This window comes from Rhizobium sp. LEGMi-198b (genome assembly GCF_054114205.1).
Window position 1 is genome coordinate 48,697 of the sequence record NZ_JBSYVH010000013.1, and the last position, 15,839, is coordinate 64,535.

Consider the following 15,839-nt stretch of genomic DNA (forward strand, 5'->3'; position numbering starts at 1 on the left):
AACAAGGATTTTCGGACGGACGATTAATCAGGCGCGAAGACCTGGCATTAGGGGATCGGTTCGAACTTCAATTCGGTAATCGGTACGACCTTCTCGTTGCGGGTCATCTTGTATTCAGTATTCGGACCAAGCCACTTTTCCCAGATCTTGTTGATCTCGCCGGAGTCACCCAGCTTGTGCAGGATTGCATTGACCTTTGCGGCCAGCGCAGGCTGATCCTTCTGCATACCGATACCGACCGGCTCCAGCAGCATGGGCTCGTCGATCATGCGCATCTGCTTGCCCTTGGTCTTCGATTGATTGACAAGCAGCGTCGTCGTCATGGTGTTCGCGACCATGCCGCGCGCCTTCCCCTGCTGAACGGCAAGGTAGGCAGAGCCCGTATCTTGAAAGGTCAGCGGGTCGGATTTGTTGAGTTTGATCGCCAGCTCCGAGGTCGAGCCCTTGGTCGAGGCGAGACGCTGGCCCTCGTAATCGGCCTTCTTCTTGCCGGCATCATCGGCGGGAACAATGAGCATTTCCTTGGCGACATAATAGGGATCGCTGAATTGGATCTGCTCCGCGCGGCTCAGCGTATAGGCAAGGTTGGCGACCGTGATGTCGACCCGGCCAAGCTTGACTTCCGGGACACGCGCCTCGACCGAAATCGGCTTAATTTCAGCCTTTACGCCGAGTTCTTTTGCGATCGCCTTGCACAGATCGACGTCGAATCCCTCCATTTCGCGAGTCTTCGGATCAGGCGAGGAAAACGGCGGAACATCCGCATAGGTCGCGCAGCGCAGCGTCTTGGCCGACATGATCGTGTCGAGTTGGTCGGCCTTGGCCGGCATGGCGACAGCGGTGCCCGCGAGTGCCAGCGTTACGGTGAGGTATTTCCAGTTCATTGCTGTTCTCCTTGTTATTGATTTCAGATGCTTAGTGGCGCAGATCGGAAAGAAAGCGCTGCGCTCGGGGATGGCGAGGATTTTTGAAGAATTCCTCCGGAGGAGCGGTCTCCAGGATCTCGCCTGCGTCGATGAACCAAATCCGGTCCGCCACATCGCGGGCGAAGCCCATTTCGTGGGTGACGCAGAGCATGGTCATCCCTTCGGCCGCCAGGCTTTTCATGACGCTGAGCACTTCGCCCACCATCTCCGGATCGAGCGCGCTCGTCGGTTCGTCAAAGAGCATGACGGGCGGCTCCATCGCGAGCGCGCGGGCGATTGCCACGCGCTGCTGCTGACCGCCTGAAAGCTGGCCGGGATAGGCATTTGCCTTGTCGGCAAGGCCCACTCGATCGAGCAGCGTAATGGCCTTGTCGCGCGCCATGTTCGCCGGCACGCCCTTGACGCGGATTGGCGACATGGAAACGTTGTCGATGACGGACAGATGGGGAAACAGGTTGAAATTCTGAAAAACGAAACCGATCCGGCTGCGCAGCCGGTTTAGCTCGGCACCGCCCATCGGCGCATGGATATTCTTTCCCTCAAAACTGATCGAACCGCTATTGATCTCTTCCAGCCTGTTGATCGTGCGGATCAGGGTGGATTTGCCGGAACCGGACGGCCCGCAAATGACGACCACCTCGCCGCGGCTGACGGCGGCGTTGATGTTCTTCAACACCGGATAATGACCATAATTCTTGCAGACCTCATGAAGACGTATCTCCTGAGCGTCCTGCGACCCGGAAACTGGGATGCTCATAGCTGCTCCGTAAATGTCTTGAGGGGAAGGACGTCGGTGCGAAGGCGAACTTTGCTTGGCCCTGCACGCCTGCGGGCAATTCGCTTTTCAACCGTGTTGGCAATGTGGGTCAGGCTCCAGCAGAGCAGATAATAGACCACGGCGAGAATGAAGAAGACCTGGAAAGGCTCCGAGAGCAGTTGGTTGTTTACCTGGCTCGCGGCAAAGGTCAGGTCCGGCACATTGATGACGTAACCAAGCGTCGTATCCTTGATCGTCGAGACGAAGGTCGAGATCATGCTCGGGATCATATTGTAGAGCGCCTGCGGCAGGATCACGAAGCGCATCGCGCCGATATAGCTATGGCCGAGGGCCCTGGCGGCATCCATTTGCCCTTGACCGAGTGAAACGATGCCGGCCCGCACGACCTCGCTCAAGAACGCCCCCTCATAGATCACCAGCGTTACCAGCATGATCAGGAAACTCGGCACGTCTGCGCCGGTCCAGAGCGGAACGAGGAAATACGACCAAAGGATCAACATCAGCAGCGGAACGCCGCGTGTGATGTAGACCAGGCCCGTCACCGGCCACCGGAGGACCGCCCATTTGGAAAGGCGCGCCATGGCGAGCAGGATGCTGACGGGGAATGCGAGCGCGATGGCGAGAACTGAAAGGATGAGCGTGTTGGCAAGGCCGCCCAGCGGGCCGTTGGGATACTGGCCGATCAGCAACAGAAGCCAATAGTCATGGATGATGTTGATAACGTCCTGGATCATGCGCGCGCCCTCCGCATCGGATCGGACCGCATGGAAAGAAATGCGCCCAGGGCCATGATGATCAGGGAGAAGAACAGATAGATCACGGTGCCGATCAAATAGATCTCAAAGGTGCGGAAACTGACATTGTCGATTTCCTTCACCGCATGCGTAAGCTCCGACGCACCGACAACGATGGCGAGACTGCTGTTCTTGAAGAGGGATACACTATGATTGATCAGCGGCGGCAGCGCATTGCGCAGGCCTTGGGGCATGATCACGAAACGCATTGCGGAAAGATAGCCGTGCCCGAGCGCCTTGGCTGCTTCCATCTGCCCTGGGCTGACGGAGCGTAGGCCGGATCGCAAATCCTCGCTGAAATAGGCAGCCTGACACAATCCCAGCCCGATCACCGCGAAAATGGCTTCGGCATTGTGGTTGGCGAGCCAATCCGTGATGCCCTGCGGCATCAACGAATAGACCCCGAAATACCACAGCATCAGTTGCACGAGTGTCGGCACATTGCGGTGATAGGAAACATAGGCCTTTACGATGGGATCACCGACGCGAAGCGGCGACATCCGAAGCGCAAACAGCAGGATGGCGAGTGTCATGGCAAGCAGCCAGGAGCTGATGTAGATGACGAAAGTCATCTCGATGCCCTGCAGGAGCATCGCCTGATAGTCCGGATTGCTGAGGATGGCCGAAAGATCGAACCCGCTCACGGCTTCGCACCTTCCGCGTCATGGGGCTGAGGCTTGGCCGTCTGAAGGCCGCCCATCACCTGCAATGTCGGGGTGATCTCCATATGGCCGATATTAACCGCGACCGGCGCGGCGATCGCAAAGGCGATTGCGTCAGCGATATCGGCGGCCTGCGGCAGCTCGAACCCATCGATGAAGCGTTCGCGCACGCTGGGATCACTGCCGTGCACGTGGTTGAAAATATCGGTCGCGACGCGGCCGGGGCAGATTTCGGTCACGCGGACGCGTTTGCCGAATGCGTCGATACGCAATTGGTTCGACAGCATGGCGACGCCTGCCTTGACGGCGTGATAGGTGGAGTTGCCGCCGAAATTATAGTTGCCGGCAATCGAGGAGATGTTGATGACATGCCCGCGGTCGCGAGCCACCATTCCGGGCACGATCAGGCGGCAAATATGCAGGACGGCGCGGAGATTGACGTCGATGAGGAGATCAATGTCCTCTTCGTCCGCCTGGAGGAATTTCTTCGGCCGGTCAACGCCAGCATTGTTGATCAGAATGTCGAACTGAACGCGGTTGGCAAGATCGGCGATGGCCGCGCGATCCGTCACATCGATGACGTGAGCGATACATCCCGTACGTTCTGCCAGTTCCGTCAGTGGACCAGCGCTGCGGGCAATCGCATGCACTTCGATGTTCTCGCGGCGAAGCCGCTCCACCACTGCAGCGCCGATACCGGAGGAGGCGCCGGTGACCAACGCGGTCTTGTAATCGGAGAATGGCATTCTGATCCCCTTGTTGTTGCGGCAGACATTAGCGGAGCTTCAACTCCTTGCCTAAGACCGATTATTTTTGGAGTAATAAGCAACTTTTATGGAGATCGGCCGGCCGCAAGCGAGCGGGCTGTTGCCGCGGGTAATTGCGCCTTTTTGCCGGAGCCTACATGGCCTTCCGGCATCGACGCGCGTTGCAAAACAGATGCGCGTCTGCAAACATGCCCCGGAAGACAGAATAGTACCCAATGCCATGGATATCAGACGTTTCAAATCCTTCATCGCCATCGTTGACAGCGGCAGCATTACGCGGGCCGCCGATATCCTGCACCTCGCCCAGCCGGCGCTGAGCCAGCAGTTGGCGGCACTCGAGGAGCATTTCGGTCAGAAACTGCTGATCCGAAGCCAGCAGGGCGTCAGCATGACCGATGCCGGACATGCGGTCTACCGGCATGCGCAGATCATTCTCCGTCAGATGGAACAGGCACAGACGGATGCGGCAGCCGCCGGCAACTCGCTTGCAGGACGCGTTTCGGTCGGCCTCGTGCCTTTCAGCAGCGCTGCCACGCTCTCGGTCGAGCTGCTGGCGGAAACGAGAAAACGGCACCCCGGCATTCTGCTTCATCTGACCGAGAGCGTCGGCCAGACCTACAGCCAGATGATCATGAACGGCCGGCTGGAAATGGCGCTGATCCACGGCATCGGGCCGATCAAGGGCGTACGGTTCGAACCGATCCTCAGGGAGGAATTCTATTTCGTCGCCCATCGCAATTTCGCGATCGATTCAGACCCGAAGCCCCTGCCGGTCAGCGCACTGGACGGAATGCCGATGCTGTTGCCGCCGGCTTATAATTTCGTGCGTCGGGCCATCGATGCCGCCTTCACGCGCAGCCGGATCAACCTCAAGGTCGTGGCCGAAGTGGAAATCGTGCGAACCCTGGGGCGCGCGGTTGGCAGCGGGCTTGGCGCGACCATCATGCCAAAGGCGATCGCCGACCGCATCGTGTCGGAATCGAGCGAGCCTCTTGTCTGCCGGCTCGTCTCGCCCCGCATCGAGGAAACGCTGTCGCTTTGCACGTCCGATCAGAGTTCACTGTCGGAGCCGGCATTCGCCGTCAAGGATATCCTTGTCGAACTGACCGAACGGCTAAAACTCTAGATTTGGCAACGGGCCTCGTGCCCACCGACCCGGAAACCGGGCCGGTGGGCACGATCCGGTGTCAGTGCATATCGCGGCAGAACTGGGCGATACGCGCGCAGCCCTCGCCAAGCATTTCCATGCTTGTCGCATAGGAGATGCGGAAATAAGGGCTCATGCCATAGGCGGCACCCTGCACTGTCGCGACGTGATGCTCCTCCACGAGCGCCATGACGAAATCGACATCAGTCTCGATCTTGCGTCCGCCCTTGGTCGTCTTGCCTATCAGGGCTGACATGTTGGGATAAAGGTAGAAGGCACCCTCGGGCTTGTGGCAACGCAGCCCTTCGACCTTCGACAGTTGATTGAGAACGAAATCGCGTCTTTCCCTGTAGATGGCCGCCCGTTCCTTGAGGAGATCCTGGGGACCGTCGAGCGCCGCAATTGCCGCCGCCTGCGAGACGGTGGCGATCCCGCCGCTGTTCTGGCCGTTGACGTTGCTGATCGCCGCGATCAGCTCCTTCGATCCGCTGGCGCAATATCCCAACCGCCAGCCGGTCATGGCATAGGCCTTGGAGACACCGTTCATAGTCAGCACACGGTCGTAAAGCCTGGGTTCGGCATCAGCGATCGTGCAGAATTCAAAGCCGTCATAGACCAGGTGCTCGTAGATATCGTCGGTCAGGATCCAGACGTGCGGATGGCGCAGCATGACGTCGGCAATAGCGGCCATTTCCGGACGCGAGCAGGCTGCACCCGTCGGATTGTTCGGGAAGTTCAGGATAAGCCATTTCGTACGCGGCGTAATCGCAGCCTCCAGATCCTCGGGACGCAGCTTGAATCCAGCCTGCTCGAAGCAAGGCACTGCCACGGGCACGCCGCCGGCAAACTTGACGATGTCGGCGTAGCTAACCCAGGACGGAGTGGGAATAACGACCTCGTCGCCGGGATTGCAGGTCGCGAGCATCGCGTTGAAGATCACCTGCTTGCCGCCGCCGGACACGACGATCTGGCTGGCATCATAATCGAGATTGTTGTCGCGCTTGAACTTTCTGCTGATCGCAGCCTTCAGTGCCGGCGTGCCATCCATCGGCGGATATTTCGTCTCGCCGTTCAACGCTGCGGCGTGCGCTGCCTCGATCGCATGAGCGGGCGTTGGAAAGTCCGGCTCGCCGGACGAGAGACTGACAACCTTGATGCCCTTGGCGGCGAGTTCCCTGGCGCGCTGGGTCATGGCGGCGGATGCGGAGATGGAGACGTTTTTGAGGCGATCGGCTATGGAAGACATCGGCATGATCTTTCGCTGAGATGGGAAAATTTGGTTGCCTTAAAGCGCGTCACGATCTCTGGGATTCGCTCCTTGCGCTTTAAGCTCTTGTTTTTGCGCATGTCGTTGTCGCAAAACCGCTGCACACTTTTGCGCGACATGCTTTAGGCAATCAGGACGCAAGTTCGGCCGCAGGCGCGAGCGTGGCGCCGGAAGCCTCGATTTCGCTGCGGACAATGCGGGCAAGCTCCAAGGAGCCGGGCGTATCGCTATGCACAAGGATCGACCGGGCCGGCATGGCGATTGTGGTGCCGTCGATGGCCTCCACGGTGCCGTCGGTCAGGAAACGGCGCACCCGCGCCCGAACAGAAGCCTCATCCTTGACGAGGGCGCCCGGCAGACCGCGGGCAACAAGCGCGCCGCTGGCGTCATAGGCGCGGTCGGCCAGAAACAGCGCCAGCGTCCTGAGTTTCGCGCGTTTTGCCGCCTTCTCGATTTCGCTGCCGGCCGTGACGAATATCACCAGGCGAGGATCGACGGTGAAAATGGCATCCATCATCAGATCGGCGAGCGCTGGATCGCGATTGACCATATTGCCCATGGCCGCGTGAAAGCTGAAATGACTGACCCTCATGCCTTGGCTCTTGGCGATCGCGATCAGAGCGCCGAGCTGATAAAGCATCTGCTGCCGCAGTTCGTCCGGCTGAAACGGCATCTCGCGCCGGCCGAAACCGGATCGATCCGGCAAGCCCGGATGCGCGCCGATGCCCACGCCGTTTTCCTTTGCGAGACGCACCATACGCGCCATCGTATCCGGGTCACCGCCATGAAAACCACAGGCAACGTTGGCGGAGGAAACGATCCTCATCATCGCTTCGTCATCGCATAGCCGATAAGGACCGAAACCTTCGCCCATGTCGGAATTCAGATCGATCTTCACAGCTTCCTCCTTTTGACCCATTCACTTGCCGTCAGGCCATCGCCTTCAAAGCGCGCTTGACCATCTGCGATGTCCGCCTGACATCCGCGACATAGCGGGCAACGGCCTGCTCAACCGCGCGTGCCTCGGCATGCGTCGAGCGAACGAACCGCAACCGGCTTCCGATACGGGCTTGCCCGAGACGCCACAGGTCGCATTCGATGACGCCCGCGATCTTGGGATAGCCACCCGCCGTGTTGGCGTCGCTCATTTGAATGATCGGCTCGCCACCGGGCGGGACCTGGATCACGCCGGGCACGATGCCGTAAGAGCGCATCTCGACTGTCGCTGACGGCTTGATCGGTTCGCCGGACAGGCGGTAGCCGGTGCGGTCGCTGCTGGATGATATCCTCCAGGTCTGGCCCCAGAAGGTATCGCCGTCGGAGGCGAAGAGCTCATGCTCGCCAGCCACTATCGCCCGGATCGGCAGCACACCGTCGATCACAGCCGGGAAGACATCGCGCAGCGCCACGGACGGCTCGACGGCGGCAATGCCGCTTGGTGGTAGAGGGAGTGCATCCGAAACCGTGCCAAATCCGATCCTGTCGCCCCTAGCGAGCGATCGACCGGCATTGCCGCCAAACCCTCCGCGCAGCGCGGTGCTGCGCGAGCCCATGAGGACCGGCACGTCCAGCCCTCCACCGAACAGGATATAGGCGCGGGCCAATTTGGGCGGCTGCCTCAGCTCCAGGATCTGACCCGGCTCGGCGACGTGAGTACACCATGGAAGCAGTTCCCGACCATCCAGCGTCGGATGGCCGTCCGCACCTGTGACGGCAAAGACGCTATCGGTCTCGAACCGCAGTTTGAACGGAAAGGTCTGAACCTCGATCGCCGCCGCGCCCTCGTCATTGCCAATAAGGATATTGCCGATCTTCACCGCAAGAGGATCCATCGCGCCGCTGGCCGAGACCCCGATATCACGATAGCCGGGGCGGCCAAGGTCCTGGACGGTGTTGAACGAACCGGTTTCGATGATCTCGATCATAGCTCGATCCTTGCCGGCAGAAAGCGCACGGTATCCCCGGGCGCCATAAGGGCCGGCGTCGCGGAGGTCGGATCGAACATCTGTAGCTCCGCGTGGCCGAGGGAGTTCCACCCGTTCGGACCGGTCAGCATCGCAACGCCGGTCTGCATTCCTCCGATCGTTACGCTGCCCTTTTCCATCCTCAGCGACGGAATGGTCTTGCGAGGCATATAAATGCGTGGATCAAGGCCGTGCAGATAGGCAAAACCCGGAGCGCTTCCCAAGGCGAAAACGCGGTAATCGGCCTCGTAGTGAATGCGCACCACCTCGCGGTCGCTCAATCCGCTGAAATCGCAAATAGCCGGAAGATCGATCGCATAAGCGCCGCCGTAGTGAACGGGGACTTCGATGATCTTCCCCGCCAGGTCGAGGCTCTCAGCATTGTTCCATGCCTCGAGAAGCCGGCTTGCAATGATTTCGGGATCCTCGGGCGTCGCCTTGAAGATCGCCAGGAGATTGGTCATGCCGGGGATCACTTCCGCGATATCGGTCCAGCCGATCACCGTTTGCGACAGGCCCCAGATCCATCGCTGGGCGGGAAGGTCAAATTCACCCGGCGCTTCGAGCAGGAAAGATCGAGCTCCGATGCAGGAAACTCGCGCCTGGCCTTTGACGGCAGGGATGATTTCGCGACGTTGCGCAAGGATGTTCGAATTGGCAATCATGAGTGTGGCTCGATCTCGAACAGGGGATCACCGAAACCGACCAGGGCATCGGGCTCCGTCAGTCGTTTGCTCAGCAAACCGGACCGGCCCGCGGGAATAGGAAGCAGGACGGAACCTATGCGGATGAAGCCGATAACGTCCTGCTCTGAAACAGTGCGCGGACGATGCTCGATTTCGATGGGGGCCGAAGGGTATGAAGGGCAGAAGCGACCTGCCATCGGCGCTTTGACGGTGACCGCCGGTATCACGGCCAAGCCCGGCCGTGCATTTCCTGTCGTGCTGACTTGAACGCCACCCACTGCCGAAATCACGAGACGCAGATTTCCGCCAGGTCTCGAGATTTCAATTCCGCCGACTCCCGCGGCCGTCAAGGCATCGGCCAGGACTGCTATGGTCGCCGGATCGCTGAAGTCGATCGCGCTCATGCCGCCCTCCGATGCTGGAGCCATTGCTCCAGATAGCGGATATCCGTCTCGCCACGTGCGAGCCCTTCATCCTCGAACAGTGCGCGCAGCAATGGCAGGTTGGTGGAAATCCCTTCTATCCGCGTGACGGCAAGGGCCTCACGCATTCTCGCCATCGCTTCCGTTCGCGTGGGCGCATGGACGATCAGCTTCGCAATCAGCGAGTCGTAATAGGGCGAGACCCGATAGCCGGCATGGATGTGGGTATCGACCCGGATGCCCGGCCCTTCAGGAAGGGCAAGATCGGTGATGGTCCCCACCGAAGGCAGGAAACCGTCGGGATCCTCGGCATTGATGCGGCATTCGAAGGAATGGCCGGTACAGGTCACATCATCCTGGCTGGTTTCCAGGGGAACACCTTGAGCGACTTGTATCTGTGCCTGCGCAATATCGATCCCGCTGGTCATCTCGGTGACCGGATGCTCGACCTGCAGACGCGTGTTCATTTCGATGAAATAGAACGAGCCATTCTCGTAGAGGAATTCGAAGGTTCCGACACCACGATAGCGGATCTGCCGGCAGGCTTCGACGCAGACTGTCCCCACCGCCTCGATCGCCTCCGATGAAATTCCGGGTGCCGGCGCCTCTTCCACGACCTTTTGATGCCGACGCTGCATGGAACAATCGCGATGTCCAAGCCAGATGGCGTTGCCATTGTTATCGCAGAGCACCTGAATCTCGATGTGCCGTGGATGTTCGAGAAACTTCTCCATGTAGAGCGCCGGGGAGCCGAAAGCCTGCCGGGCTTCCTCGCGCGTCAGAGCGATGGCCTCGTGCAGCCCGTCGGCCTCGGGAACCACCCGCATCCCTCTTCCGCCCCCGCCGCCCGCGGCCTTTATGATCACGGGATAGCCGATTTCCTGCGCGATGCGCTCGATGGACGCCAGATCATCCGGAAGCGACGTATCAGGGCCGGGCACGCAGGGCACACCGGCGGCGATCATCGCCCGTTTTGCCGATATCTTGTCGCCCATGGTCGCAATCGAGGAAGCCTCGGGCCCAATGAAGACAAGGCCGGCCTTTTCAACAGCGTCAGAGAAAGCAGCGTTTTCCGACAGAAATCCGTAACCGGGATGGATCGCGCCGGCCCCGGTCAGATGCGCGGCAAGGAGGATTGCATCCTGATTGAGATAACTCCGGGCCGCGTTCGAGGGACCGATGCACAGAAAGCTGTCGGCCGTCTTGCCATAGGATGCCTGCCTGTCCGCTTCGGAGCAGATCGCGACCGTCTTCAGACCGAGTTCGCGGCAAGCGTGCTGAATCCGCGCGGCAATCTCACCTCGATTGGCGATGAGAACCGTATCGAAACGCCGTTCCGCCAAGGCTTTATCAAGCGGCTCCGCCATCACGCAATCTCCGCCAGCACATCGCCCGTTTCGACTTCACCGCCATCGACGTCGGTCAGGCGCAAAATGCGACCGGCATGCGGCGCGACGATCTTGTTGAAGACCTTCATTGCTTCGATGATGAAAAGGATCTGTCCCTCCTGCACCGTGTCGCCAACCCTGACGAAACGCTCTTCGCCCGGCGCCGGTGCGCGATGCAGCACGCCAAAGAGAGGCGCCTTCACGGTAATGGTTGAGGCCGATGCATTTGCCGAAACATCGCCGCTCGATACGGCCGAACCAACCACTGATTTATCAAGGACCTGCTCCGGAGCGGCGGAGGCCGTCTGATCCGGTGACCGAAAGATCCGTACCGTGACGTCCTTTTCCGTTACCGTCAGCTCGGAAATGTTCGATCGTCCGACAAAATCGATCAGCGTCTTTATTTTCGACAGGTCCATCAGAGTACTCGGTATTTCGGAGTGCCTCTTCGCGGGTCCATACTTATGAGGACCGCGTTCGGCTGATCTCTTCCGTACACGATGGGCCGAACGATGGGGTCAGAAGAACTTTTAATGGCGCCTGTGATCCAGGAAAAGATCATCCGGCACCGCTGCCTTGCCAGGTGGCGCTTTTGCAGCTCCCGCCTGCAATTGGTCCGTGACGGCGATTAGTTTGTCCCTGGCATTGAGCGCGCCTACAAAGGCGGGCTCCGCGTCCGCCTGGATGGCTGTAGCGGACCGCAGCGACGCGAACGGCTTACGGTGTTATGACGGCGGCGCCGACGATCTTGCGGCTTTCGAGTTCCCGATGGGCCGCAACGATGTCGTCGAGAGCGAAGATCTGGTTTGGTCCGACACCAAGGATACCGCCGCCGATCGCATCGAACAGGTCGGTTGCGCTGGTCTGTCGCTGTGCAGGCGTCGCCATATAGACAGGCCGAATCGGCCAGGTGACGTATAGCGATTTCGGCGCCAGCAGGGACGGATTGATGTCAGGCGGGCTGCCGGATGCCTGGCCGAAAAGCGCCAGCACGCCACGCGGCTTCAGCGTTGCCAGCGATTTGAGCGCGGTGTCGCGGCCAACGGCGTCGAACACGGCCGCGACGCCCTCGCCGGACGTGATGTCTCGGACACGCTCGACGAAATCCTCCGTGGCATAGTTGATCACCTCGATGCAGCCGGCGCGTCGTGCGGCTTCCGCCTTCCTCTCATGGGACACGGTGCCGATAACGCGAATGCCGAGCGAACGCGCCCATTGCGTGAATAACAGGCCGACTCCGCCGGCCGCGGCATGGAAAAGCACCGTATCGCCAGCTTTGAGTGGCGCTACCTCCTTCAAGAGCATGCGCGCCGTTGTGCCGCGCAAAAAAGAGGCCGCGGCCTGTCTGTCACTGATCGCGTCGGGAATGCGCACAAGCTGATCGGCGGGGTAGAGGCGGACCGTTGCATAGGCGCCGAGCGGGCCGTCGGCATAGACGACACGGTCGCCGATTTGTACACCAGTAACGCCGGGGCCGATGGCTTCGACGATCCCTGCGCCTTCATTGCCGAGCGTAGCCGGAAGCGCCGGCACCTTGAACGTGCCGCGCCGAAAATAGACCTCGACGAAATTGAGCCCGATCGCCGTGTGGCGGATCAGCGCCTCGCCAGGCCCCGGCAGCGGAACCTCGATGGGTTCGAAGCTGAGCACCTCGGCCGGACCATACTTGTGAATGCGAACGGCTCGCTCCACCTTCGAACCTCCGTTGCATTATGGTCGGCATCGATGCCACCGACCGTAACGCTTTTCATTGTTCGACAGAGGTTTACTCGTGCCCAACTACGAAGGCTACGCGACTGAGGTCTAACCGTAGCTATACCAACGTTTAGGGGATACTTGCTTCACGCGCGGTCGCGGTAGCTGGCGCGGCAGAACTAACGATGTGATCGTCCATTCCACCTGACCAAAAGTGGGGATCGCCTACGGTTATTCGCCGCTACCGCATTGTCTTAAGGTGCGCAGTGCAGTTCTCCACTCAGCTTACTGCTGCGCCGGAGCGGATTTCGGAAACTTGTCCTGAACTCTCTTAGCGAGTGTCGGATCGTTCTGAGCGGCTGTCAAAATCGCCTTATATTCCTCTAGCGAAATGCCCGGGGAACCTTCCACAGCCTTAACCATGTGCTCGCTAGCTTCGGTTTGCAGTTTCTGCTTTGCCGTTACATCGGGCGTTGCTCCTATCTTGGCCGAATATTCCTGCCTCACTTTATCGACCTGGAGATAGGCGACCGCAAATGCTTCGATTTTTTGATCGCTGACGGCTGCGGCTGCGCCATTGTCACCAGTCTGTCCTTGAGCCGCTGGCTGTTGCTGAGTCGCTGGCTGCTGCTGGGCCATCACCTGCGAGAACGCTGGTTGGCCGAGCAACGTCAGGCTGAAAACAGCAGCAGTCAACGATAGGGTCTTGGTATAACGAGTGTGCATGTTCGCTCCTCTCAGATCATGCGGCGAAAGCGGCATTATGTTGCATTGCTTTGCTTTCGCTGTGGGCGGGATCGAGCAACGATCAAGTCACAATGTGGCCTCGAGAAGGGTATCCCGTGATGATATCGGGGTGATCTGCTGTCCATTGGGGGGCGATTTTATGGCGGACTGAACCCGAGAGCGGAAATCTCACATGTGCGCGGGAGTGTGTCTTGGGGGCCCATGTCGGGGGCGGTTTGGGTGCACACGCTTGCTACTTCCACATACCCACACTGTTGTGTCTGCATGCAAATCCAAGAGCTTGTCGCAAAGCGCGATCATCGGCTTTCCGATCCCGAGCGCAGTTACCGAATGCAGCCGCTCGCAGAGCTATTACCGATGATATTTGGCACGCATCGCATGCCACAGTTATGAGTTTGAAAACACCACGACAAATACTGCAGCCCAGAAAAGAGCAGACATTTCTGCAGCCAACAAAAAGCCCAGGGCTCTTTCACTCATAGAATCCTCCTCCAGCAACCTCCATTGCCTTAAGTGAAACTATAAGAGGATGAAGCTTTGCACCACCCATCGATCAAGATAAAACTTAATCCTTGCTAAGAAACCTTCGCGCCGATCATCGGTGGGCACTGTACCCTTCGATCGCCATCGTGGCTCTCAAACAGCCAGGAGAAGGTTTGCTGCCAGCGCCAGGGCCTCGCCTGCTGACGGCAAACATCGTCGGAACTGGGTTTCTAAAGGGCCTCTGAAAGCGCGCCGCGCCAGAATTACATCCCGTCATCAGCGGCAGGCCGCGGTCGGAAAGCGAGGTATTTGTTGTTTGGATGTGAGCCTACCGGAACATCACATCCAGATGCTGACGGTCTTGCGCGACTATCCGGCACGTGGTTTCGAATCCCTCTCCCGGGATGCTCAACACGAACTCCGATGGGATGCCCAAAGCAGTCGACACGACGAGGTTCGCACCATCAGGTCCGAGAGAACGGATCGTGCAATCGAAGCTCGAGTGCCTTTCGTTGAAAATGATTACGCCGGCTTTAAGCACCCGACGCCGCGCACTTTGGTGCGACCCGGAGCGAGCGGCGAATGATTCGCAGCGATTACGACCGGCCTGCTTGGCGTGATACATAGCAGCGTCAGCTTGGGCGAGAAGCGTATCGATGTCCTTCGTGATGATCGACATCGCGGTCACGCCAAAACTCGCGGTAACCGGCACCGTGTTTTCTGCAAGTTGGGCCGGAACTGCATCCAGCGCGCTGCGAAGCTTTTCAGCCACCTTAAACGCAGCAGCCTGGTCAATATGCGGAAGGAGAATTGCAAATTCTTCACCACCCAAACGCCCAAGCAGATCGTCCGCTCGGAGCTGCTCTCGGCACGTCTTGATCACCGACTTGAGCACCTCGTCGCCCGCCGCGTGGCCATAGGTGTCGTTGATCCTTTTGAAGTGGTCGACATCGAGCACGATACACGCCACGTCATGATGATGGCGAGCCGCAAGAGAAAGCAGACGGCTGGCCTCCTCGTTGAAAGCGCGACGGGTCAGCGCGCCCGTTAGGACGTCGATGGCCGCCGACTGCAGCAACTCGGCGCGATCAATTGCGACGCCCGCAATCTCCTCCAGGATCGCCAGATCCTTGTTTCCAAATGACCGCGGCTGACGGTCGATGGCGCAGACGGTTCCCACGGTATGACCATCACGGGTCTTGAGAGGAACGCCGGCGTAAAACCGGATATGCGCTTCTCCCGTCACGGCAGGATTGGACGCAAACCGGGGATCGCGGCTCGCATCGGGCACGACGATCGGCTGTTCGCAGTCCACCACGTAGCGGCAGAACGTGTCTTCCCTGGGCACCTCGTCTGCCGGCAATCCCAAACAGGCCTTGTACCACTGACGGTGGGCGTCGATGAACGAGACGATGCCGATATCGACTGTGAACACCTGCTTGATGAGGCGAGCCAGCCGTTCGAACCCCTCGTCTCTAGGCGTGTCTAATATGTCCAGCCGGTCGAGAGCGGCCAGGCGGTCGAGTTCGCGCCGCGCTGCCTCATCGGATAATCTTCCAAATGCACGTACAGCCGACATCGACCCGACACCTTTCAAAGCAGATTGCTATCCAGCCGTAAATTGCGCAGGGGAATGTCGTCAAGCTGGAGTCCGGACATGCTGTCGCAACGCTTAAGATTTTGCTGCCAACGAAGGAAGCACGTGGACGGCTGGTGGTTGTTCAAATATCGGGGTCTGTAGCCAAAATCCCTCTGCCACGGGCAAAGCTACACCTGCCGGCAGCATGTGGTTTCCAGCCAAGCTCCTGACAATCACAAAGCCAGCAGCAAACGCATATGCCGATGAAAGTCTCGGCGGCTGACCGAAAATGCAACAGGATATCTGCTCGCCTTGAAAGGAATCGGAACCATTAGCCAGGTGGTTTGTTGCCAGAACTATGTTTCAGAAGCGGCCGTTCACTCGAAAGGAGCTTATCGCATCGGACAGTCGCCGACGATCGATTTGCACGGAGAAATTCAGGAAGAGAAGAGACGCATGGCAAAAATGCCATTCTGTGCAAGTGTTTCGAACATCCGACAGCCTGTCACATCCTTGTCATGAAATGCGTCGACA

The 15,839-nt window shown here is 59.3% G+C and carries 16 protein-coding genes; 1 reads left to right on the forward strand and 15 read right to left on the reverse strand.

Features of this window, described 5'->3' with window-relative positions:
• Positions 1-47 precede the first annotated feature (47 nt).
• The 5 genes from ACXHXG_RS30935 to ACXHXG_RS30955 are packed head-to-tail and all read right to left on the reverse strand — an operon-like array spanning position 48 to position 3,906.
• Complete coding sequence (locus tag ACXHXG_RS30935) at positions 48-884, reverse strand: ABC transporter substrate-binding protein (RefSeq protein ID WP_457901764.1); 837 nt, start codon at positions 882-884, stop codon at positions 48-50.
• Positions 885-915: 31 nt separating this feature from the next.
• Positions 916-1,683, reverse strand: a complete 768-nt coding sequence (locus tag ACXHXG_RS30940; protein WP_457901765.1) for an amino acid ABC transporter ATP-binding protein — start codon at positions 1,681-1,683, stop codon at positions 916-918.
• Positions 1,680-2,438: an amino acid ABC transporter permease gene (locus ACXHXG_RS30945; RefSeq protein WP_457901766.1), complete on the reverse strand. Its 759-nt coding sequence runs from the start codon at positions 2,436-2,438 to the stop codon at positions 1,680-1,682. The genes ACXHXG_RS30940 and ACXHXG_RS30945 overlap by 4 nt, the downstream gene beginning before the upstream one ends.
• Positions 2,435-3,142: an amino acid ABC transporter permease gene (locus ACXHXG_RS30950; RefSeq protein WP_457901767.1), complete on the reverse strand. Its 708-nt coding sequence runs from the start codon at positions 3,140-3,142 to the stop codon at positions 2,435-2,437. The genes ACXHXG_RS30945 and ACXHXG_RS30950 overlap by 4 nt, the downstream gene beginning before the upstream one ends.
• Positions 3,139-3,906, reverse strand: coding sequence for an SDR family oxidoreductase (locus ACXHXG_RS30955; protein ID WP_457901768.1), 768 nt, complete (start codon positions 3,904-3,906; stop codon positions 3,139-3,141). Before ACXHXG_RS30955 ends, ACXHXG_RS30950 begins: the two co-directional genes overlap by 4 nt.
• Before the next feature lie 193 nt (positions 3,907-4,099).
• Here ACXHXG_RS30955 and nac point away from each other — a divergent pair, with 193 nt between their 5' ends.
• On the forward strand, positions 4,100-5,053 hold the full coding sequence (gene nac, locus ACXHXG_RS30960) for a nitrogen assimilation transcriptional regulator NAC (protein WP_457901769.1): 954 nt from the start codon (positions 4,100-4,102) through the stop codon (positions 5,051-5,053).
• Positions 5,054-5,114: 61 nt separating this feature from the next.
• Here the strand turns inward: nac and ACXHXG_RS30965 are convergent, their stop codons facing one another.
• From ACXHXG_RS30965 to ACXHXG_RS31010, 10 genes are all read right to left on the reverse strand, one after another.
• Positions 5,115-6,320, reverse strand: coding sequence for a pyridoxal phosphate-dependent aminotransferase (locus tag ACXHXG_RS30965; protein WP_457901790.1), 1,206 nt, complete (start codon positions 6,318-6,320; stop codon positions 5,115-5,117).
• A 151-nt stretch (positions 6,321-6,471) separates the two neighbouring features.
• Positions 6,472-7,239: a 5-oxoprolinase subunit PxpA gene (locus ACXHXG_RS30970; RefSeq protein ID WP_285169518.1), complete on the reverse strand. Its 768-nt coding sequence runs from the start codon at positions 7,237-7,239 to the stop codon at positions 6,472-6,474.
• 31 nt (positions 7,240-7,270) lie between these two features.
• Positions 7,271-8,266, reverse strand: a complete 996-nt coding sequence (locus tag ACXHXG_RS30975) for a 5-oxoprolinase subunit C family protein (protein WP_457901770.1) — start codon at positions 8,264-8,266, stop codon at positions 7,271-7,273.
• A complete protein-coding gene (gene pxpB / locus ACXHXG_RS30980) occupies positions 8,263-8,970 on the reverse strand; it encodes a 5-oxoprolinase subunit PxpB (protein ID WP_457901771.1) in 708 nt (235 codons plus the stop codon). The genes ACXHXG_RS30975 and pxpB overlap by 4 nt, the downstream gene beginning before the upstream one ends.
• Entirely contained in the window at positions 8,967-9,395 is a 429-nt protein-coding gene (locus ACXHXG_RS30985; protein WP_457901772.1) for an acetyl-CoA carboxylase, read from the reverse strand. The genes pxpB and ACXHXG_RS30985 overlap by 4 nt, the downstream gene beginning before the upstream one ends.
• Positions 9,392-10,780: an acetyl-CoA carboxylase biotin carboxylase subunit gene (locus ACXHXG_RS30990; RefSeq protein ID WP_457901773.1), complete on the reverse strand. Its 1,389-nt coding sequence runs from the start codon at positions 10,778-10,780 to the stop codon at positions 9,392-9,394. The genes ACXHXG_RS30985 and ACXHXG_RS30990 overlap by 4 nt, the downstream gene beginning before the upstream one ends.
• Complete coding sequence (locus ACXHXG_RS30995; RefSeq protein ID WP_457901774.1) at positions 10,780-11,220, reverse strand: acetyl-CoA carboxylase biotin carboxyl carrier protein; 441 nt, start codon at positions 11,218-11,220, stop codon at positions 10,780-10,782. Before ACXHXG_RS30995 ends, ACXHXG_RS30990 begins: the two co-directional genes overlap by 1 nt.
• Before the next feature lie 298 nt (positions 11,221-11,518).
• Positions 11,519-12,493, reverse strand: coding sequence for a quinone oxidoreductase family protein (locus ACXHXG_RS31000; RefSeq protein WP_457901775.1), 975 nt, complete (start codon positions 12,491-12,493; stop codon positions 11,519-11,521).
• Between the two features lie 288 nt (positions 12,494-12,781).
• Positions 12,782-13,222, reverse strand: coding sequence for a DUF4168 domain-containing protein (locus ACXHXG_RS31005; protein WP_260304400.1), 441 nt, complete (start codon positions 13,220-13,222; stop codon positions 12,782-12,784).
• Between the two features lie 832 nt (positions 13,223-14,054).
• Positions 14,055-15,305 (reverse strand): sensor domain-containing diguanylate cyclase, encoded by a 1,251-nt coding sequence (locus ACXHXG_RS31010; protein ID WP_104827512.1) that lies wholly within the window; start codon positions 15,303-15,305, stop codon positions 14,055-14,057.
• Positions 15,306-15,839: the final 534 nt, after the last annotated feature.

Bases quoted from the DNA above. Each gene is read 5' to 3' on its own strand.
- ACXHXG_RS31010 (WP_104827512.1), bottom strand. From the start codon at position 15,305: ATGTCGGCTGTACGTGCATTTGGAAGATTATCCGATGAGGCAGCGCGG.
- ACXHXG_RS30955 (WP_457901768.1), bottom strand. From the start codon at position 3,906: ATGCCATTCTCCGATTACAAGACCGCGTTGGTCACCGGCGCCTCCTCC.
- ACXHXG_RS30935 (WP_457901764.1), bottom strand. From the start codon at position 884: ATGAACTGGAAATACCTCACCGTAACGCTGGCACTCGCGGGCACCGCT.
- ACXHXG_RS31005 (WP_260304400.1), bottom strand. From the start codon at position 13,222: ATGCACACTCGTTATACCAAGACCCTATCGTTGACTGCTGCTGTTTTC.
- ACXHXG_RS30965 (WP_457901790.1), bottom strand. From the start codon at position 6,320: ATGTCTTCCATAGCCGATCGCCTCAAAAACGTCTCCATCTCCGCATCC.
- ACXHXG_RS30945 (WP_457901766.1), bottom strand. From the start codon at position 2,438: ATGATCCAGGACGTTATCAACATCATCCATGACTATTGGCTTCTGTTG.
- nac (WP_457901769.1), top strand. From the start codon at position 4,100: ATGCGCGTCTGCAAACATGCCCCGGAAGACAGAATAGTACCCAATGCC.
- pxpB (WP_457901771.1), bottom strand. From the start codon at position 8,970: ATGATTGCCAATTCGAACATCCTTGCGCAACGTCGCGAAATCATCCCT.
- ACXHXG_RS30975 (WP_457901770.1), bottom strand. From the start codon at position 8,266: ATGATCGAGATCATCGAAACCGGTTCGTTCAACACCGTCCAGGACCTT.
- ACXHXG_RS30995 (WP_457901774.1), bottom strand. From the start codon at position 11,220: ATGGACCTGTCGAAAATAAAGACGCTGATCGATTTTGTCGGACGATCG.
- ACXHXG_RS30990 (WP_457901773.1), bottom strand. From the start codon at position 10,780: ATGGCGGAGCCGCTTGATAAAGCCTTGGCGGAACGGCGTTTCGATACG.
- ACXHXG_RS30985 (WP_457901772.1), bottom strand. From the start codon at position 9,395: ATGAGCGCGATCGACTTCAGCGATCCGGCGACCATAGCAGTCCTGGCC.
- ACXHXG_RS30940 (WP_457901765.1), bottom strand. From the start codon at position 1,683: ATGAGCATCCCAGTTTCCGGGTCGCAGGACGCTCAGGAGATACGTCTT.